Here is a 20,442-nt window from a genome sequence, read left to right on the forward strand (position 1 = left end):
TATCCTGTAGACCAACCCACTCATTCAGGCGTATTACGATGAAATTGAAAATGAAAAAACTCACCCTTGCCGCGGGTATGCTGCTGACACTGGCAGGCGGCGCAGCCCAGGCTCAGGCGCAGCCGGTCAAGAATATTGTGCTGGTACATGGCGCTTTTGTTGCCGGTGCGGGCTGGCGACCGGTATATGACCGTTTAACCCATGATGGCTACAAGGTGACGCTGGTACAAGAGCCGCTAACCGGTTTTCCGGAAGATGTGACGGCGACGCGCCGCATTATCGATCAGCAACAGGGTCCGGTGATTCTGGTTGGCCACAGCTACGGCGGCGCAATCATCAGTGAAGCCGGTAACGACAATAAAGTCGCCGGGTTGGTTTACATCGCGGCGCATGCGCTGGATAACGGCGAAACCGAAGCCAGCAACGGCAAAAAATTTCCCAATAGCGCGCATCCGTTTGCTAAGTCCAGCGACGGTTACCTGACCATCGCGCCAGAAAATTACCACAGCGATTTCGCAGCCGATTTACCCGCCGCGCAGGCCGATTTTGAAGCGCATGCACAGATGCCGACGAACTCGGCCGTCTTCACCGCCAACATTCCCGATCCGGCGTGGAAGACCAAGCCTAGCTGGTACATGGTGGCGAAAGCTGACAAAATCATCAGTCCCGATCTGGAACGCATGTACGCCAAACGCGCGCACAGCCACACGGTGGAAATTGCCGGTGCCAGCCATTCGGTGTATCAATCGCATCCTGACGATGTCGCGAAATTGATCGAACAAGCCGCGCTACACGCTCAGCCCTGACGCCCCCTCCCGCGGAGAAGCGCATGAAAATTTTGGTGATAGAAGATGAAGCCAAAGCGCGCGATTACATGCGCAAAGGATTGACCGAAGCGGGATTCATCGTTGATGTAGCGGAAAACGGTCAGGATGGCTTGTTCTATGCGCAAGAGCATCATTACGATTTGATTCTGCTCGACGTGATGATGCCCGGCATGGACGGCTGGCAAGTGATGGCGGCGCTGGATACACAGATCCACACGCCGGTGATGTTCCTCACCGCTAAAGGCACGCTGGAGGATCGCATTAAAGGGCTGGAACTGGGTGCCGATGATTATCTGGTCAAGCCCTTCTCGTTCGCCGAATTGCTGGCGCGCGTACGCACCCAGCTGCGACGCGGCGGCCAGCAGAAGTTGCCGGACCTGTTACAGCTTGCCGATTTACAGCTCGATATCCTGAAACGGCGCGTTGAGCGCGCGGGTCAGCGTATCGATCTCACCAACAAAGAGTTCAACCTGCTGCATCTCTTCCTGCTGCATCCCGGCGAAGTGCTGACGCGCACCGTGATTGCCTCACGCGTCTGGGACATGAATTTCGATAGCGACACTAATGTGGTGGATGTGGCGGTGAAACGCCTGCGGCAGAAAATTGATGGCCCATTTGCTCAGCCATTGATTCATACCGTACACGGCGTGGGTTATCGCTGCGAAGCCGAATCATGAAAATCCGTTCTCTCGCCGCGCGCCTGTCACTGCTGCTCAGCGCCACGGTGATCGTCATCTTCTCCCTCAGCGGCCTCGCACTCTTTCACTCGCTGGCGATGCAGATTGGCGTACGCGATGACGCGGCGCTGCTTACACGCATCGATCAGATCCGCACGCTGCTGCGCGATGAAGATGTGATTACGCTGATTCAGCAAAAACCGCGGTTGTTCGCCAACATGCTTGGAAATACCGAATCGCTGCTGGTGCTGCGTTTTCCCGGCCAGCCGCCGCTGATTGTGGTCAATCCCGGCCAGCGCCCGATCCCCGCGATTACGCCGGTTGCCGCCGATCAGCCGCTTGCATTGTCGTCGGTGCATCATCAAGCCACTGCAGACGGCACGCCGTTTATTGCGGCGGCAGCGCTGACGCCGACACGCGATGGCAACGGCCAAATTGAGATCATCACTGGCCGCCTGATGAGCGACCGGACGCAAACCCTCAACAGCTATCGCGATCAAATTATTCTCGCCACCGCGCTGGCCGCATTGCTGGTGGCGGCGATCAGCATCTGGCTGGTGCGGCGCGGTTTAACACCGTTACGTCATTTGGCCGCGCAGGCAGATGCCATAGATGTGCGTCATTTATCTGACCGCATGCCTGAACAAGCGGTAGCCGAATTGCAGCCGCTGGTGGCCGCCTTTAATCAGATGCTGAGTCGCCTTGAAATGGGCTATCAGCAATTGAGCCAGGTTTCTGCAGATATGGCGCACGATTTGCGCACGCCGATTAACACCCTGATCGGCCAAACCGAAGTAGCGCTGAGCCAAACGCGCCGCGTGGGCGAATATCAGGCGCTGCTCGGATCCAATTACGAAGAGCTGGAACGTCTGGCGAAGATGATCGATAACATGCTGTTTCTGGCGAAGGCTGAAGATGCCAGCCAGGTAATGGATATCCAGCGCATCGATCTGGCGCAGCTCGGTGAGAAACTCAAGGATTACTTCGACGGCATGGCGGAAGAGCAGTCGATGCGGCTGGAGATGGCGCTGCACGGCGAACTGCGTGCCGATCCTCTACTGCTGCAACGCGCGCTGGCTAATCTGATCGCCAACGCGCTGCGCTACGGCGAACCGCACTCCAGCGTGCGGATTTTCAATCACGGCAGCAGATTGGTGGTGGAGAACCACGGCCCGGCGCTGAGCGCTGCACAGCAAGCGCGCATCTTTGATCGCTTCTGGCGCGCCGATGCGTCCCGTCATCAGGGCAGCAGCGGGTTGGGATTGTCGATTGTGCGCAGCATTATGCGGCTGCATCAGGGATGTTGTGAGGTACAGAGCGAGCATGGCGTGAACCGCTTTACGCTGCGATTTCCGTAGGTTACGCGGTTGTCATGCACAGCCTAATGCCGATCACATAAACGCAGAGCATGTTTCATTGGCCTAATGCTGAGGCAGTTGCACAACGCAGCCAGCCCCACAGATGCCTTAAGGTGCATCGCAATGCGCTCCCTAAGGTATCCCGGTAAAATCGTTATTAGTACAAATGCATTTATTGATCGTATCTCCGGCAGAAAAAAATCTGAATACCCGAGAAAGACCTTAAGAAGATAACGGCCGTGAAACGTGTTCGGCGGCGGCTTGATTGGCTTTCTCCGCCGCGTCCGCCAAACTGAGGCCCGCCAACAGCGACTGGCTCAGCACACCCACGAAGCAATCACCCGCACCATGTGTACTCACCAGTTTGACCGGAATGGCGGGTATGCTGAATGCGCTCTGCCCTTGCTCACATAACGCCAGCCCATGTTCGCCCGCTGTCACAATCACCTGTGGGAAGCGCAGCGCCAGGGTTTGCGCCGCTTCACAAGCTGAGGCCAGGTCAGTGACCACACGCTGGCACATGTCACGCGCTTCGACGGCGTTGACGATCAGCAGTTGCACGCAGGCGACCAGTTCCGGTTCGATTTCACGCGCCGGTGCTGCATTAATGCATACCGCAATGCCGCGCTGTTTCGCCTGCTGTGCCAGTTGCAGATTCACGCTTGCGGGCACTTCATTTTGCAGCACCAGCAAGCCTGCATCACGCCATAATTCTGCGGATAAGGTTGCAGCTTCAATATGCAGATTAGCGTTCGACACCACTACCGCGCCGTAATCCCCTTGCGCATCGCTGATCGCTACGCTCATGCCGGATGGCACGCCTGGCAACACCGCCACAGCCTGTGTATCAACACCCGCTTCATGCAGTGCATCGATTAAAAACCGCCCCTGCGCATCATCACCCACCGCACCGACAAAACTCACTGGCACACCGGCCCGCGCTGCAGCGACGGCCTGATTACCCCCTTTACCGCCAAATTTATAATTGCAGCCACTACCGATAACCGTTTCGCCTTTTTCCGGGCGATGATGAGCCGCCAGCATCACGTCGTAATGCAAGCTGCCGGCAACAATAATTTTGTTCATGACTAAAAGTCTCGCAGGTCCTGAACCGCACGCTGGGTTTTCATCAGATTAGTTTCTGCCCGCTTAAGATCTTTTTTGGCAATCGCGACGAATAACGCATCGAGAATATTTAACTGCGCGATACGTGATGCGGCATTTTCGCCAAGCAGGTGCGATCCCTGAGAAGTTGATGTAAGAACCACATGCGCAATACGCGCAATAGGCGACTCGGCATAATTCGTAATCGCAATAATTTTTGCGCCGTTACGTGCCGCCAGCTTAATAGGATCATTTACCGCGCGCGTCGCACCGGAATGGCTGATGGCGATAACCACATCATCATCAGACAAAACCGCTGCCGACATCAGCATAATATGGGCATCATCGTAGGCCGTCGATTTAATACCGATCTTTAGCAACTTATGCGATAAATCGCGTGCTACCGTGGCAGAACCGCCCACCGCATAAAGATCGATATGACGCGCTTTAAATAAAATGTCTGCCGCGCGGTTAAACTGCGAAATATCCAGAATAGATAAAGTTTCTTCTATCGCCTGAATAGAGGTTCTGAATACTTTCGCTAGCAATTGCTCCGACGAATCGTCTGGCTCAATTTCCGCATGCAAACCCGCCACCTCAGACTGATTATAATAAATCAATCCGGTACGAAAATTACGAAAGCCAGTAAAGTTAAGCTTCTTGGTAATTTTCACAATCATCGCCTGTGAGACACCATTTTCCTCAGCGATCTCTTGCAGTGATGTTTGTTCATTAATGTCGGTTCTGGAAATAATCGCTTCTGCTACACGTCTTTCTAACGGCGTCAGTTGCGGTAATCGCATGCGAATTTGAGCGCCAATGGCTCGCGGATCTTGCTTCATTACCTGCCTCTTGTCGCCCGGTCAATCAACATCGCTATAATAATGATTAGGCCGGTAGCAAGCAATTGGTAAAAGGCCTGAATATTTAGCAGAGTCAAGCCATTACGCAGTGCGCCAAGAATAATCGCACCGATCAGGGTACCGATGATGCTGCCTTTCCCGCCCATCAACGATGCGCCGCCAATCGCCGCCGCGGCAATCGCGTCCAGCTCCCATAAATTGCCGATCGTGGGTTCAGCGGCACCTAAGCGACCAATCAGAATTAACGAAGCCAGTGACGCTAGCGTGCCAGAAATAATATACACGGTCACTTTGGTGCGTTTTACCGGCACACCGGCCACGCGCGCCGCTTCTTCGTTACCGCCCACCGCAAGGATATATTCACCCAGTGGGGTTTTATTCATGACCACCCATAATACCAGTGCGATAACCGCGACAATGACGATTGGTGTAGGTACGCCAAATACCGCACTGTTGATGATACTGCGGAATTCCATTGGAATACCAAATACTGGATTACCGCCGGTATAAATCAGTGCGATAGCACGGAAGAGTGATAATCCGCCGAGCGTGACAATAAAAGGCTGTAACCCCGCATACGCAATGAGAGATCCGCTAAATACGCCACACAGCGCGCCAATCCCTAACGTTGCCATAATGGCGACTGGCACCGGAACACCCGCCACCATCATGGTGGCACCTAATACCGCGGACAACGCTGCCGTCGGTCCAACAGAGAGGTCAATGCCGCCCGAAATAATCACCAGCGTCATACCCAACGCAATTAAGGCGTTGATTGAAGACTGCTGCAGAATATTCAGCAAGTTTGGCACGGTAAAAAACACCGGCGATAAAAATGAAAAGGTCACGACGATAATAATCAGACCGATTAACGTGCCCGCGTCGCGCAGATTAAATTTGAGCAGCGCCGACGGCACAGCTGTAGACTGAGTGGAACTTTGCGTCATCATAATTTAGCCTTGATAGAATAAGCGTTAAACGGCTTCTTTAATTTCTTTTATCGCAAAGCTAGCGATATTCTCTTCGGTAATCTCTGCGCCCTGCAGTTCGCGGGTGATTTTTCCTTCACGCATGACTAAAACGCGATCGGATACCCGCAATATCTCCGTCATTTCCGAAGAGACCACCACAATGGCTTTGCCTTGCTGTGCCAGTTTCTCAATCAGATTATAAATTTCTGATTTGGCACCGATATCAATTCCCCGGGTTGGTTCATCAAATAAAAATACTTCTGCATCCGCCGCCACCCAACGACCAATAATCACCTTTTGTTGATTACCGCCGCTCAGTGTACCGATCGGTTTTTCGATATTCAGCGGACGCAGTTTCAGGTCAGACATCACCTCTTGTGCGACGTGATTCAGCTTCGCTTTACGGATCACACCACCCAGCGTGAAGTTACGCATTGAGGGAAGCGCCATGTTCATTTTCACCGCGCGCGCCTTGATGATGCCCTCTTTCTTGCGATCTTCCGGCACCAAACCGATGCCAGCGCGAATAGCGGCACTGACATTATGATTGCGTACTGCTTTGCCGTTGACGCGGACTTCACCGGCGCTGCGTTTATCGATACCGGCAATCAACTTGAGCAATTCGGTACGACCGGCGCCGACTAATCCGGCAATGCCAAGCACTTCCCCGGCGCAGACGGTGAAACTGGCAGGTTTAATCTCGTTGCCGCGCGCCACATTTTCTACCTGCAGCACCTGACGATCGGTGGCCCACGAGTGATGTTCCAGCTTCTCGATTTTACGCCCGACCATTTTGGCGACGATACTCTCTTCGGTTTCGTCACAAATATTCACGACGCCAACCTGGCGGCCGTCGCGCATGATGGTGGCGCGATCGCATACCTGGAAAATCTCATTCATCTTGTGCGACACGTAGATCAGTGATACCCCGGTCGACTTCAAATCAGCGATCAACTCAGCCAGGCGCTCAAACTCACGTGGCGTCAGACTTGAGGTGGGTTCATCCATGGCGATGATCTTGGCTTCATCCAACAGCGCACGCGCTATTTCCACGATCTGCTGCTGCGATACCTTAAGATTCTTAATCGGCTCGGCCGGATTAATGCTGGGATCCAGCTGCTTAAGAATGTGCACCGCACGCGCCAGTTGCGCACGCTTGTCCACGAATAAGCCGTTCATGGTGGTAAGTGGACGGCCGAGAAACATATTCTGGGCTACGGAGAGCTCTGGAACATGCTGTAATTCCTGGTGAATCATCGCGATGCCGGCATGGCGTGCGCTCAACGGGTTCTTCATCTGCACCCGTTGTCCGTTGACGTGAATCTCGCCACTGTCGGCCGGGCGCACACCAGAAAGAATGTTGAGCAGCGTTGATTTGCCCGCCCCGTTCTCACCGATGAGCGCGTGTACTTCACCTGGCCGCACCATAAAATCCACCTCTTGCAGCGCCGCAGCGCTGCCGTAGGTTTTTGTGATGCCGCGCATCATTAAGCGATACTGTTCCATACGCTCTCCGCCTGTTTTACTGCTGTGCCAGCAACTGACGCAGTTTGTTATTGTCTTTGGTGGAGAAAGCCTCGGCGTTATCTTTGGTAATCAACGCCTGCGGCGTGGTCACCACGCGCGACAGTTTCTGTCCGCCGATTAAACGCAGAATCACTTCTGTCGCCACTTCGCCAGTCAGCACCGGGAAGCTATCCACCGTGCCGGTCAATTCACCGCGCTTGATTGATGCATACGCATCTGAAATGCCGTCAGTGCCAAATACCGCGGTCTGTTTGGCTTTATTCTGCGAACTCACGGCTTCCACCACGCCCAATGCCATGGTGTCATTGTTGGCGTAGAAACCGATCAAGTCAGGGTGTTGCTGGAGAATGGTGGAGGCAGCGTTGAATGCCTGCTCGCGACTCCAGTTCGCTGGCACACTCGCGACGATGTTGAATTTGCCGTTGGCCTGCAGCGTCTCTTTGAAACCAGCGGTACGCTGGCCCGCTGCGTACACGCCCGGCTGGCCTTCGATCACTGCCACTTTGCCGCCTTGTGGATGATGCTGGATGAACCATTTCGCCACGCGCACGCCATTATCTTTTTGCACATTCCCGACATAATGCTGTGCGCTCGGCACCACCGCATCGTTCACGTTTACCACCGGAATGCCTTTGCTATTGGCACTTTCCAGCGCAGGTTCGAGGTTGATGTCGGTTTGCGGCGATACCAGCAGGCCATTGAAGCCCTGCGCAATCAGCGTTTCAGCAATCGACAACTGACCAAGTTGATCGTCTTCATTCGCCGCAGCCTGGTACGCCACGGTGAAACCGTATTTCTTCGCGATGTTTTGATAGCCCTCGCCCAGTGAGCGCCAGTATTCATTGGTTAGCGTTTTTGACACGCCACCAATTTTCAGCTTGGCATCGACTTTTGGCATTGGGCCGTATTTGCTTTCCAATTGCGTCCAGTCGGTACGATCGGGCTCAGAATCGGATTTCAGCGGTGGCAAGGTTGCAGCGTAAACGCTGGAGCAGAGCAACGCGGAGGTAAGGGCAGAGAGTAAAAGCTTTTTCATGGTGTTAGCCTTTTTATAGTTGTAGCTGGACGTGGGTGTGGTTCGCTTGCTTAACGCGCAAGCATGATGTCATTCACAATTTGCTGCGAGGCGACGGCATCCTGACGGCTGATGGCTTCTTCCAGCGCTGGATTATTATTGAGTTTCTCGCACAATTTCAGCAGGCGGGTCACCGTCGCGATATTGATTTCCGCTTCACGGATAGGGTCGAGGCCGCTGGCGTCCGGGAAGGTATCGAAGTAATAAGCGCCTTTATAGCCATCACGCTGCATCTGCCAGAGGAATTCCAGCGTGGCACGTGGATTGACCGATCCCGCCATCAACCCGTCATCACGTTTGCCCCAGCCATCATTCAAATCCAGACCCAGCAGACGTGAGCGACGCGCGACCATCGCGGCGGCAAAAGCCGGAATTTCGTTGGCAAACAGCACATGCGCAAAGTCCAGCGTGATACCGAGATTTTTGCAGCCCGCCTCTTCGACCGCGAGCAGGCAGGTTGTCGCATTGGGGAAGATGCTGTAGGCACGCGGCTCGTTGGGTTTGTATTCGATGCTAACGTCGATCTCTGGCGCATATTCAGCCACTTCGCGCACTGCGCTGACCGCGTCTTCCCACATTTTTTTATAGTCAGCCTGGAAGCAGTAATCGAAACCGTCCTGCCCCATCCACAACGTCATCAGGCTTGAACCAAATTCACGACCGGCATCGATACCGCGTTTGGTCAGTTCAATGGCTTCACGACGAATTTTGGCATCCGGATTGGTAAAAGCCCCAATTTTGAACTGTGGCGCATCCCAACGCATCTGCATACCGTTGACCGCTAAACCGGCATCGGCAATCGCCTGGCGCATCGTTGTGATATCGGTGGTGATGTGCTGCGGATAGTTGAGGTCAAGATGCGTTAATCCTTGCACGTTTCCTGCACGCGCAATCATCTGTAAAACAGAGGGTTTTCCCTGCTGATCGGGCCAGTAAAGATGCGCCCCAGAGGCAAAAGAGTTCAAACGTGTAGCAAACTTTAATTCCGACATGAGGAAGGATCCTATGAGACAAGTTGTAATGTACTTTCCTTCTTCACGATTATTTGTGAAGTTATGGAATAAATTACATACAGCTGGAATTTTGGCAAGTAGTGACGCTCAGGAACTATTCGAATTGCGAGGATGTTCACGAAATTTTTAAGCTGTTGCAGCGGATAGACAGGCGTTTTCTGACACAGAGAGGGACATATCGAGGATGGCGAAACCGTTTTACGCGACGATTTCCCGGATAAACAGTGCGCGATAAATCGCGCCGCTACAAAGGCCTGTACCTATTCGTAGCGGCGCTATTTATTGCACAACGTGCTTAAATAAAAGTAAAAATTTCATCGCGCGGCAAACGTGATTTTGGCAGCGCGGCATTGAAATCTGCGTCACTGCGATAGCCGAGCGACACCAGCACCACGCTGGTAAAACCTTTCTCGCGCAGGCCCAGCGCCTGATCCAACGCGCGTTGATCAAAACCTTCCATCGGAGTGGCATCAATACCTAACATTGCCGCGCCCAGCAGCAATCCGCCCAGCGCCAGATAAACCTGTTTTTCCATCCACTGAGGCACATCACGTTGCTCGTAACGGTGCATATCAACGTAGCTGCGACGGCTGTTATCCTGGCCCGTTTTGCCTTCCGGCTTAGCGAAACGTCCGTCCGCTTCTTCCTGCGCCAACACGTTTTGCAGATGCGCTTCATCCAGATCGGTGCGCATGCACAGTGCGATGACGTGTGATGCATTCAGCACCTTCGGGCTGTTGTAGACAAATGCACCGTCGGTGGATTTAGCCATCTGCTCGCGGCCTGCGGCGGTTGACGCGACCACAAAGTGCCAGGGCTGCGAATTGACCGAGGACGGGCTGTTGCGCAGCACGTTTAATAACGTTTCGATCTCTTCCTGCGGCAAGCTTTTACCGCCCTCAAACGCTTTGACGGTGTGACGACGCGCGACTGCATCATTAAGAGTCATTGCTTATTCCTTATTGCATTAAGCGCGATAAATCGCGCCGCTACAGAAGCGTGCGGATATCCGTAGCGGCGCAATTTATTGCGCGTGTTTTGAGTTATTTATTGCACTTGTTTGCTTAAAACTCGCTCAACACGATCTTACCGCGTGCGCGACCACTCTCGATCAGCGCATGCGCCTTGCGCAAATTGGCAGCGTTAATGGTGCCGTGATGTTCGCCGGCGGTGGTTTGCAAGGTTTGGTCATCAATTAACTGGCTCACGCGCTGTAGAATCTCATGCTGGCGCTGCATATCGGCGGTTTGGAACAGCGAGCGGGTAAACATCAATTCCCAGTGCAGCGAAATCGCTTTGCGCTTCAGTGGCACCGCATCCAGCGTTTCCGGATCGTCAATCAACGCCAGCTTGCCCTGCGGCGCGAGCGCATCAATCAGCTGATCGTAATAGCTGTCGGTGTGCGTCAGCGAGGCGACATAGCGCACCTCTTTATGTCCAATCGCCGCCAGCTGTTCGCCCAGCGGTTGAGAATGATCAATCACATGGTGCGCGCCGAGTGAACGCACCCACTCCGCGGTTTCCGGACGGGAAGCGGTGCCGATCACCGTCAATTTGGTTAGCTTGCTGGCGAGTTGCGTCAACATGGAACCGACGCCGCCGCCTGCGCCAATAATCAGCAGCGCGGCGTTGTCATCGGCCTGCACCTCCAGACGATCAAACAGCAGTTCCCACGCCGTCAGCGAGGTGAGCGGCAACGCGGCGGCATCGGCGTCGTTCAGCGAACGCGGTTTATGGCCGGCGATGCGCTCATCCACCAGCCCATATTCGGCATAGCTGCCGGCGCGGGTGATATCTCCGGCGTAGAACACCTCATCGCCCGGCTGGAACAGCGTGACATCCGCGCCCACCGCTTCCACCACGCCCACCGCATCCCAACCGAGAATGCGCGGCTTATCGGTTGGCGCACCGGCGCGTACTTTGGTGTCCACTGGATTCACCGCAATGGCGTGAATTTTTACCAACAGATCGCGCGCGCCCGGCGTCGGCTTATCGACCTCGAGTTCATACAGCGCATTTTCATCGGAAATCGGTAAACCGTTTTGGCTATAGACTATAGCTTTCATCAGGCAGATCCTTATTCATCAGCAGGTTTGGTGAAGTGAATTCAGCATAGCGGGCTGCAGCGCAATGAAAAATGCCAGTTGCAGGTGAACACTTTCACTCTTAGAGTGAAAATCCCTGCTGACTACCACAATGAATAAGAAGATGATCCGACTGGAAGATGTCACCCTGTTTGTGCGTTCCGCCGCACTCGGCAGTTTTTCACGCGCGGCACGCGAAGTGAATTTGCTGCCCGGTCAGGTCAGCGCGGCCATTCAGCGGCTGGAGCGCGAACTGGATCGGCGCTTGTTCGCCCGCTCCACGCGCAGCCTGCGCTTAACCGCCGAAGGAGAAAAATATCTGCCCTATGCGCAAGAGATGCTGGCGCTGATGCATGCCGGTGCCGACAGCTTGCAGAGCGATGAAGATGCGCTGAGCGGTGAGCTGAAAATCGCGCTGCCCTCGGATATTGGCCGCAACATCCTGCTACCGCTGATCACCGATTTTTGCCGCGCGCACCCGGCGCTGGCGGTGCGACTCTCTTTTTCCGATCAGATCAGCGATGTGTTTCGCGATCCAGTGGATATCGCCATTCGTTACGGCAAGCTGGAAGACAGCAGCTACGTGGCGTTGCCGCTGGCGGAGGACAATCGCCGCGTGATGGTGGCGTCGCCGGATTATCTCAATCGTCATGGCCGCCCGCAAAAGCTTGAGGAGATCGCGCAGCACCATCATGGCCTGCTGTTTATGATGGGCGGCCACGTTTACGACAAATGGACTTTTCCACAAGATGGCATACGCCGCCAGATCACGGTGAAAAGCCGCATGCTGTGCGATGACGCCGAAGTCGCGCGGCGCTGGGCCATTGCCGGTATGGGCATCGCCTATAAATCGTGGATTGATGTGTGTGACGATGTGCTGGCCGGCAGGCTGGAACGCGTCATGCCGGAGATGCCGGGCGAAAGTACGCCGCTGCACCTTATCTGCCCGCATCGCAAACAGTTTTCCCCGGCGATCCGCGCACTGCATGAGACCTTACGCACGCCGCTGCGCGCGTTAACCGCGAAGCTTAATGCATAATGGCGCATTAGGCGGCGAACTGGCGCTGGGTATAAAAATGCCGGACGGCGAGCACATTGATTTGATTGTTTGATTTCATCCCTCACAATTTAGGGGCACCCCACGAATGCCCCAACATATTCTCACGGATACAAACCACGCTCCTTACGCGCCGTCAGAATCCGTTCGCACGCCACCGCGTAAGCGGCGGTTCTAAGCGTGGCGCCAATCTCCTGTGATTTTTGCCATACTGCCAGCAGTGCTTGTTCCATGATGCGATCCAACCGGGCGTTGATTTCATCTTCCGTCCAGAAGAAGCTGGAGAAATCCTGCACCCACTCGAAATAACTCACGGTGACGCCGCCCGCATTACAAATTACATCAGGTACTACGGTGATGTTTCGCTCCCGCAGAATGTCATCTGCCGCGGGCAAAGTGGGTCCATTCGCTCCTTCAAGCACCAAACGACTCACTAATTTTCTGGCACGCTCAGCGGTGATTTGTCCCTCCAGCGCGGCCGGTATCAAAATGTCGTAACCCTGCTCCCAAAACGCTTCATGGCTAATTGCAGTCGCGCCGCTGAAGCCGGCAATGCTGCCCTTCTGCTGCTGCCAGGCGATCAGTACAGGAATATTGATGCCGTTAGCGTTATAAAGCGTCGCACTGTGATCCTGTACGCTGACGACTTTCGATCCGGCGGCATGAAACAGTTCGGCAGCGACGCTGCCGACATTACCAAATCCCTGTACCGCTACGCGGCTGTTATCCAGTGCCAGCCCAATGCGCTGCGCCATCGCTCTGCCTGTGACGAAAACGCCGCGACCGGTGGCTTTCACACGCCCGAGCGATCCCCCCAAATGAATCGGTTTGCCGGTCACCACACCGGTGCTGGTTGCGCCGACATTCATTGACCAGGTATCCATCATCCACGCCATCACTTGTGGGTTAGTCCCGACGTCAGGCGCAGGAATATCTTGCTGCGGCCCAATGATACTGCCAATTTCACTGGTATAGCGCCGTGTCAGCCGTTCCAGCTCTTTTTGCGATAATTCACGCGGATCGACGCGAATACCGCCTTTCGCGCCACCAAACGGAAGATTAAGCGCGGCACATTTCACCGTCATCCACGCCGACAGCGCCATCACCTCTTCCAGCGTGACGTCCGGATGGTAGCGCACGCCGCCTTTGCCCGGTCCGCGTGAGAGGTTGTGCTGTACGCGATAACCTTCGAAATGACGCACGCTGCCGTCATCCATCTCCAGCGGAATATCCACAATTAGTGCGCGTTTGGGATGGCGCAAGGTGTCTGCCCAACGCGAGAGATCGCCGAGATGCGGTAACACACGCTCAACCTGCGCCAGATAAGTCGCCCACGGGGAGTTTTTATCTGCTGAAACATACGAAAGTACACTCATCATTTCACCTTTTGCCGGATGCGGGGCGCAGGAAGGCCTCACAATGTTTTGTGATTGTTAGATGTTGCAGAGAAATGGCCGCCCGAGGCGGCCTGTGTTATTTCGTGCGGCTGGCTTCGACGGTGAATTCGTTCGCGGTAGCGAAACCGCGCAAACCGCCAACCAGAACGGACATCAGCTGCGTGCCGACCTGTTTCTCCGTCAGTCCTACCGTGTCGAGCAAATCAAAAATTTCACGCGGATCGAAGAGGATATTCCACAGAAACACCGCCTTATCGCCAATATCCGGCAGTTCCATCTCCTCCATCGCTTCGCGTAAAGCCGGACGAAGTGCATCAGCCTGCACTAACAGGTATTCGGCACCTTCCCATAAACGTTCCAGATAGCCGCGGCGGTTACGCATCGGCACCATCGCCGCGCCACGCTCGCGCACCAGCTTGATCCAATAACGGCTCACTTTTTCCAGCTTCAGCAAGCCGCTGCAGGACTGCTCCACACTGTAATCCAACAGTAATTGCCCCACGTCCTGACGATAAGCATTCAGCACCTCTTCTACCGACGTAAACTGACGATAGGCGGTGGCAACGGAGACGCCAGCTTCCGCCGCAATTTCCGTCATGCTTATCGGGGTTTCGGAGCGCTCGAACAAGCGGGCGGCAGCCTGAATCAGGTTCTTGCGGTTTCTTTCGGTATCACTGCGCATCGGTTTTCCCGTCATTGTGGGTATGCTTCCTTAAACAGGCTGATGTTACTTTAAACTGGCCAGGCCGCGTTTCAAACGGCGCACACCTTCAGTGATGGCTTCACTGCTGGCAGCGTAAGAGAGGCGTAAATGCCCTTCGCCAGCCGCGCCAAATTCACTGCCGGGCCGCACCGCGATGCCTTGTTCACGCAGCAGAGACACCATATCAATCGCCGGAATCGGCAACGAATAGGCTGGGAAGCAGTAAAACGCGCCTTCGGGTTCATTCAGTTTCAGCTCTGGAATAGCGGATAATCCTTCCATCATCAGCACGCGACGCTGGCGGTAGACATCATACATACGTTTGACGTCATCTTTGCACTGTGTGAGCGCGACCAGCGCCGCACGCTGCACCGCACTGTTCACCGAACCGTTCAGCGTATTGTGCACGCGTGCCGCTGCGGCGATCATCTCCGCCGGTCCAGCCAGATAACCTACGCGCCAGCCGGTCATGGCGTAACTTTTAGAGAAAGTCTGACAGAATAGCGTGCGTCCAGCAAAAGCGGGAATGTGCAGCACCGAGGTAAAAGGACGATCGGTAAAGACCAGATCGCTATAGGCTTCATCGGCAATCACTCGCGTATTGTGCTTGTTCACCATTTGGCCGAGTGCTTCAATTTCTGCGCGGCTGTGCACAATGCCAGTCGGATTGCCGGGATTACAGAATACGAAGAGTTTGGCGCCCTCAAGCGCATTATCCAGACGCGCCAGATCCCAGTGCAAATCTGCCCGGCACGGCATCGGTACGCAGATGCCGCCGGCCATATTGACTAAATCTGCATACAGCGAATAAGTCGGATCGGGGATCACTACGCGATCGCCTGGATTCACGATGGAGAGAATCGCCGCCGCGAGACCGGCGGTGCCGCCGTGCGTGACCAGGATTTCACCGGCCTTCACCGCTTTGCCGCTCTGCGCTGACACATCGTCCGCCAGCGCACTGCACAAGGCTTTGTCACCAAGTAGCGGCGCGTAATGGGTGTAACCCGCTTGCAGCGCGTCCACGGCCGCCTGCACGATGCGCGGCGGGGTGTCGAAATCCGGTTCGCCCATCGCTAAAGAAACCATATCGCCGCTCGATGCGGGTTGCTGCACACGCAGCGAGGTGCGCTCTACACGTAATACCGCCTCGGCGGCTTTAAAAAGTTGGCTCGACATAAGGTGTCCTATGAGAGGTTTTCACGTTCGGCCTGGCACGCTGCCGGGGCATTTTTCCAGCGACTGATCTCCAGATCGCCGGAGAGATCGCGCAGAAATGTCGGCGCAACAATCAGTTCTTCCACCACCGTGCGCGCCGGTAAGCTGGCGCACAGCAGAATGGCTTCGGCCACATCTTCCGGTTGCACCATGCCATCACGAATCGCCTGATCCGGCGGACTGGCGCGGTTATCCATGATCGGCGTGTTCACTTCACCCGGTAAAATGCAGGTAGAGCGGATGCCGTCATTGCGAAAGGTGTTGTGCAGATAGGTCATAAAGTTGCGCACCGCCGCTTTCGCTGCGCCGTAGGCCGCGCCGCCCAGCAGGTTTGGTCGCAGCGCCGCCAATGAGGAGACGGTGATGATGGTGCCATTTTTACGTGCCAGCATGTCCGGCAACAGCGCCTGCGTTAGCAGAAACACCGCTTTCATGTTGACATCCTGCACCTGATCCCATTCCTCTTCGGCAATCCAGCGCGCATTGAGCGTCTTGCTGGCGCTGCCGGCGTTGTTGACCAAAATATCGACGTGCCCCCGCTCGGCAATCGCCCACGCCACCAGCGCCTCAACCTCGGTTTTTTGCGCGATATCCGCCGCATAAGCCGAGACCTTGCCGCCCTGCGCGATCAAGTTAGCCGCCACTTCCTCCAGCACCGCCTGACGACGTCCCACCAGAACAACATGCGCACCGCGTGCGGCGAAACCGGCCGCAGCCGCTTTACCAATCCCGCTGCCCGCACCGGTGATTAGCACCACTTTTCCCGTCAATCTATCCATGTTTTAGCCCCTTTTAACGTCGTGCAGGTTCACGCCATAATCACGTAACGCACCCGCTTCAGTGATGTAACCTTCCTGCACATCCCACAGGACGGCCTTGAGATCGCGCTCGGCCACCGGCATCTTGCCGCCGCCACCCGGCATTTGAATGGTGACTTCGTCGCCGGGCAACACATCATGGCGTCCAACCGGTTTCGCCAGTGATTCGCCGTTAATCGCCACAAAGTTCGGCGCCCCCGCCGCCGCACCCAATACGCCTTCTGCCGCATGTTTTTGCCGCGAATAAAACATGCTGTGCGAGAGCGGATATTTGCTGGTGTTGCGAATCACCATGCGCTGCGCCACGCCGCCACGGTAGCGCCCGGCACCGCCCGAATCGGGCACAATTGATTTCTGCAGAAAGAGCAGCGGCGTGGCGGATTCAATCAGCTCAACCGGCGTGGAGGACATATTGCCAGGGAAACCGGTAACAATGCCGTCTGCAGCGGGACGCGCGCCGGTGCCGCCGTTAACGCACAGGCTTTCGACAAAGCGGCGTCCGTCATCAAACTGGCCGGCGAATACGTCGCAAGTGACCGGTGCGCTGCCCGAGTGGCCCATCACGCGGTCCGGCATGATGCCGGCCAGCGCGGTGAAAATAGCGGCGTGAGCCATGTGACCGACGCGGTTTCGCATCTCTACCGCACAAGGCGGACGCGCATTGGCAATTGAGCCTTCCGGCGCGGTGACAGTGATAGATTTGAAGCAACCTTCGTTATTTGGCAGATGCGGCTCAAGCAGACATTTCAGTGGATAGACGCTGTAGGCATAGGTGAATGACATTGGGCAGTTGCTGCCAAACAGCGATTCCGCCGAGGAACCGGCATAGTCAATGGTGATGTTGCTGCCATCAACAATCACCGCTACGTTGAGATGGATATCTCCTTCGTAGTCGCCAATATCAACCGCCGCTTCATAGCGACCATCCGGCACCGCCTCAATCGCTTTGCGCATGGCGATTTCAGTCAGCGAATGAATTTTCTCTGCCAGCGGGGTGACGGATTCCAGTTGCAAATCATCCATTAGGCCAAGTAGCCCGTTGGCGCCAATCTGGTTTGCTGCCAGCATGGCGTGCAGATCACCTTCCACCTGATCCGGTGAACGCACGTTGGCCAGGAATAGATCCAGCAGTTGCTGATTCACCTCGCCCGCAATCATTAATTTACTTGGCGGGATAAGGAATCCCTCTTCGAACATGTCGCGCGATGAGCCCATATTCAACGAACCACCGATATCGGACATGTGTGCCGCCGCGCCGGTAAACGCCACCAGCTTGCCCGCGCGGAACACCGGCGTCACCACCGTCACGTCATTGAGGTGGCCGGTGCCGAGCCAGGGATCGTTGGTGATCAACGCATCGCCGGGTTTCAGCGTGTCCGCTGGGAATTTAGCCAGCAGATGCCGCACCGTGGCGGGCAACGTGCCGATAAACACCGGAACGCTGGTCTTAGGTTGTGCCAGCGAGCTACCGCTGGCATCCATCAGCAGGCATGAGTAATCACCGACTTCGCGGATAATGCTGGAGAACGCCATGTTAACCAGTGTGGCCGCTGCTTCTTCCGAAATGCTCACCAGGCGATCCCAGGTAATGCGCAGGCTGATCGGATCGTCGAGAAAACGCAGATGATCGGGGGTTGTCGCACTCATCAGTTCAGCTCCATCAAAATATTGCCTTGCGGGTCCAGCTGCGCGGATGCGCCGGGACCGACATAAATCGCGCACTCTTTTTCTTGCAGCAGTGCGGGACCGTGAATGGCTTCGCCAGTGATCAGCAAGCTGCGGGGGATGACGCGGCAAACGCTGAAGCCCTGTTCACGGCCCAGATATACCTGCAAACGCTTCTCGCGCGCGTCGGGTTCAGGATGGCTGATCTGATCGCTGGTATTCAGCGTAGGCGGCGTGGTCTGCACGCGACCGCGCCAGTTAACCACTTCCACGCCCTGTCCCGACAAGGTGCGACCAAAGCGCGCCAGGTGAGCGGCTTCAAAGGTATCGATCAGGGCCTGAATATCGCCTTGCGCAAGGAAGGCTTCCGGCAGCGTGACGGTGAGCTCCGAGCCCTGCCCGACATAGCGCACGCCCGCGAGTTTCTGCTGGATGGCGCTGTTGGGATCGGCATTGGCCGCCGCCAATGTGGTGATCGCTTCGTCAAAGCCTTCGGCAAATAACGCCGCGATGCGTTTGACATCGATGCCCTTCTGCAAGCGGCAACGATCGCTGCGTACGAAATCAGCGCTCGGTGGCGCGGTCAGCAAGCCGAAGGCGGAGTAAACGCCCGCCCCATTCGGGAAGTAGACGCGCTTTACACTCAACTGCTTCGCCAGCGACCACGCATGGCTCGGGCCCGCGCCACCAAACGCCAGCATGGTCATTTGCGATGGGCTGACGTTTTTCTCCACTGAATGGGTGCGCAGCGCCTCGGACATTTTGCTGTTGGCAACTTCGTGAATGCCCCATGCGGCATCTTCGATGCTCAGCCCCAACGGCTCGGCGATACGGCGAATGGCCTGACGCGCGGCTTCCACGTCGAGCGGCATGCGCCCACCGAGGAAGGCGTCGGGATCGAGCAAACCCAGCACCAGGTTGGCATCGGTGACGGTGGGCTGCTCGCCGCCGCGCGCATAACAGGCCGGACCTGGCCAGGCGCTGGCACTTTCCGGGCCGATTTCCAGCAGACCCAGTGAATCAACGCGCGCGATACTACCGCCGCCTGCACCAATCTCTATCATGTCCACTACCGGCAACTTAACCGGCAAACCGCTGCCCTTAAGCAGGCGGTCGGCGCGGCCCACTTCGTAATCAATGGTGATTGAGGGTTCACCATCGCGCACTACGCACGCCTTAGCGGTGGTACCGCCCATATCAAATGCCAGCACCTGACGCTCGGCGTTTTTACGCGCAAAAGCAGCGGTGGCGACGATGCCGCCTGCCGGGCCGGATTCAATGATGCGCGTAGGATAATCAGCCGCCACCTGCGGTGCCATCAGGCCACCGTTCGATCCCATCACCAACCAGTCGCAGGTGAAGCCGCCTTCGCGCAATTTGCTTTCCAGCCGCGCCACGTAACGGCGCGCTTTGGGTTGAACGAAAGCATTCATGGCGGTTAACACGCCGCGATCGTATTCGCGGATTTCGCGCGACACTTTGTGCGAAACCGAGATCGACACGCCGGGCAGCTCGCGGCTGAAAATCGCTTCGATCTTATTTTCATGTTCTGGCCAGGCATAGGCATGCATGCACAACACGGCAACAGCTTCATAGCCTTTATCACGCAGTTCAGCCGCCAGCCGAACCACTTCGGCTTCGTCGAGTGGCGTAATTACCTCGCCGCGCGCCGTCACGCGTTCGCCGATCTCATATGACTGCGAACGCGGCAGTAGCGGCTGGGCCGGTGCGCCATTCAGATCGTAGATGTCATAACGGTATTCGCGGCCCAGCACCAGCACGTCACGGAAGCCGCGCGTCACCACGAACGCGGTTTTCGCGCCCCGACGCTCCAGCAGCGCGTTAATCGCCAGCGTGGTGCCATGCGTAATGGTGTGAATGTCGCTGGCCTTGAGATCGGCCATCTCCACCAATTGAGTTAACCCGGTATACGCACCTTCCGAAGGATCCTCCGGCGTGGTCAGTGTTTTGTGCCGAATCGCCTCGCCAGAAATGTCATTCAGCAACACCAGATCGGTAAAGGTGCCACCAATATCAAACCCTATCCGCCAGGGTGACGCGTTTTTCATAATGACCTCGAAATCCAGA

General features: G+C 55.9%; 18 protein-coding genes. 4 read left to right on the forward strand and 14 right to left on the reverse strand.

Translation table 11 applies throughout. From position 1 onward, the window contains the following. The first annotated feature begins 38 nt into the window (after positions 1-38). Genes AC6I8K_RS21565 through AC6I8K_RS21575 form a run of 3 tightly spaced genes read left to right on the forward strand, consistent with a single transcriptional unit; the run spans position 39 to position 2,862 of the window. Positions 39-806: an alpha/beta hydrolase gene (locus AC6I8K_RS21565; protein ID WP_497827561.1), complete on the forward strand. Its 768-nt coding sequence runs from the start codon at positions 39-41 to the stop codon at positions 804-806. Between the two features lie 23 nt (positions 807-829). Further along, positions 830-1,504: a heavy metal response regulator transcription factor gene (locus tag AC6I8K_RS21570; RefSeq protein ID WP_497827562.1), complete on the forward strand. Its 675-nt coding sequence runs from the start codon at positions 830-832 to the stop codon at positions 1,502-1,504. Next, positions 1,501-2,862: a heavy metal sensor histidine kinase gene (locus AC6I8K_RS21575; RefSeq protein WP_497827563.1), complete on the forward strand. Its 1,362-nt coding sequence runs from the start codon at positions 1,501-1,503 to the stop codon at positions 2,860-2,862. Before AC6I8K_RS21570 ends, AC6I8K_RS21575 begins: the two co-directional genes overlap by 4 nt. 222 nt (positions 2,863-3,084) lie before the next feature. On the opposite strand, the gene AC6I8K_RS21580 is transcribed toward AC6I8K_RS21575, so the two are convergent. The 8 genes from AC6I8K_RS21580 to AC6I8K_RS21615 all read right to left on the reverse strand — a co-directional run bounded on the left by AC6I8K_RS21580 (position 3,085) and on the right by AC6I8K_RS21615 (position 11,481). Further along, on the reverse strand, positions 3,085-3,948 hold the full coding sequence (locus tag AC6I8K_RS21580; RefSeq protein ID WP_497827564.1) for a ribokinase: 864 nt from the start codon (positions 3,946-3,948) through the stop codon (positions 3,085-3,087). A gap of 2 nt (positions 3,949-3,950) precedes the next feature. Then, positions 3,951-4,808 (reverse strand): MurR/RpiR family transcriptional regulator, encoded by an 858-nt coding sequence (locus AC6I8K_RS21585; RefSeq protein WP_064739877.1) that lies wholly within the window; start codon positions 4,806-4,808, stop codon positions 3,951-3,953. Beyond that, positions 4,808-5,779 (reverse strand): ABC transporter permease, encoded by a 972-nt coding sequence (locus tag AC6I8K_RS21590; protein WP_064739876.1) that lies wholly within the window; start codon positions 5,777-5,779, stop codon positions 4,808-4,810. Before AC6I8K_RS21590 ends, AC6I8K_RS21585 begins: the two co-directional genes overlap by 1 nt. Before the next feature lie 24 nt (positions 5,780-5,803). Then, positions 5,804-7,306, reverse strand: a complete 1,503-nt coding sequence (locus AC6I8K_RS21595) for a sugar ABC transporter ATP-binding protein (RefSeq protein ID WP_483818290.1) — start codon at positions 7,304-7,306, stop codon at positions 5,804-5,806. A 16-nt stretch (positions 7,307-7,322) separates the two neighbouring features. After that, positions 7,323-8,363, reverse strand: coding sequence for a sugar ABC transporter substrate-binding protein (locus AC6I8K_RS21600; RefSeq protein WP_064739873.1), 1,041 nt, complete (start codon positions 8,361-8,363; stop codon positions 7,323-7,325). A 50-nt stretch (positions 8,364-8,413) separates the two neighbouring features. Further along, complete coding sequence (locus AC6I8K_RS21605) at positions 8,414-9,394, reverse strand: TIM barrel protein (RefSeq protein WP_064739872.1); 981 nt, start codon at positions 9,392-9,394, stop codon at positions 8,414-8,416. Between the two features lie 316 nt (positions 9,395-9,710). Continuing rightward, positions 9,711-10,364, reverse strand: a complete 654-nt coding sequence (gene nfsB, locus AC6I8K_RS21610) for an oxygen-insensitive NAD(P)H nitroreductase (RefSeq protein ID WP_064739871.1) — start codon at positions 10,362-10,364, stop codon at positions 9,711-9,713. 115 nt (positions 10,365-10,479) lie between these two features. Further along, positions 10,480-11,481 carry a zinc-binding alcohol dehydrogenase family protein gene (locus tag AC6I8K_RS21615; RefSeq protein ID WP_483818288.1) on the reverse strand — a complete coding sequence of 334 codons (1,002 nt, stop codon included), beginning with the start codon at positions 11,479-11,481 and terminating at the stop codon, positions 10,480-10,482. Positions 11,482-11,623: 142 nt separating this feature from the next. On the opposite strand from AC6I8K_RS21615, the gene AC6I8K_RS21620 reads away from it, so the two are divergent. Then, a complete protein-coding gene (locus AC6I8K_RS21620; RefSeq protein ID WP_497827565.1) occupies positions 11,624-12,538 on the forward strand; it encodes a LysR family transcriptional regulator in 915 nt (304 codons plus the stop codon). A 122-nt stretch (positions 12,539-12,660) separates the two neighbouring features. Here the strand turns inward: AC6I8K_RS21620 and AC6I8K_RS21625 are convergent, their stop codons facing one another. The 6 genes from AC6I8K_RS21625 to AC6I8K_RS21650 form a co-directional block, all read right to left on the reverse strand. Further along, positions 12,661-13,932 (reverse strand): Glu/Leu/Phe/Val family dehydrogenase, encoded by a 1,272-nt coding sequence (locus tag AC6I8K_RS21625; protein WP_064739866.1) that lies wholly within the window; start codon positions 13,930-13,932, stop codon positions 12,661-12,663. Positions 13,933-14,029: 97 nt separating this feature from the next. Further along, positions 14,030-14,650, reverse strand: a complete 621-nt coding sequence (locus AC6I8K_RS21630) for a TetR/AcrR family transcriptional regulator (protein WP_081112565.1) — start codon at positions 14,648-14,650, stop codon at positions 14,030-14,032. A 30-nt stretch (positions 14,651-14,680) separates the two neighbouring features. Continuing rightward, entirely contained in the window at positions 14,681-15,832 is a 1,152-nt protein-coding gene (locus AC6I8K_RS21635) for a pyridoxal phosphate-dependent aminotransferase (RefSeq protein ID WP_064739864.1), read from the reverse strand. A gap of 8 nt (positions 15,833-15,840) precedes the next feature. Continuing rightward, a complete protein-coding gene (locus tag AC6I8K_RS21640) occupies positions 15,841-16,650 on the reverse strand; it encodes an SDR family oxidoreductase (RefSeq protein ID WP_064739863.1) in 810 nt (269 codons plus the stop codon). A 3-nt stretch (positions 16,651-16,653) separates the two neighbouring features. After that, positions 16,654-18,336, reverse strand: a complete 1,683-nt coding sequence (locus AC6I8K_RS21645) for a hydantoinase B/oxoprolinase family protein (protein WP_497827566.1) — start codon at positions 18,334-18,336, stop codon at positions 16,654-16,656. Beyond that, the gene (locus tag AC6I8K_RS21650) at positions 18,336-20,423 is read right to left on the reverse strand and encodes a hydantoinase/oxoprolinase family protein (protein ID WP_497827567.1); all 2,088 of its coding nucleotides are present in this window, start codon (positions 20,421-20,423) and stop codon (positions 18,336-18,338) included. Before AC6I8K_RS21650 ends, AC6I8K_RS21645 begins: the two co-directional genes overlap by 1 nt. Positions 20,424-20,442: the final 19 nt, after the last annotated feature.

The organism is Pantoea sp. X-Soil-ISGK-421, assembly GCF_059730785.1.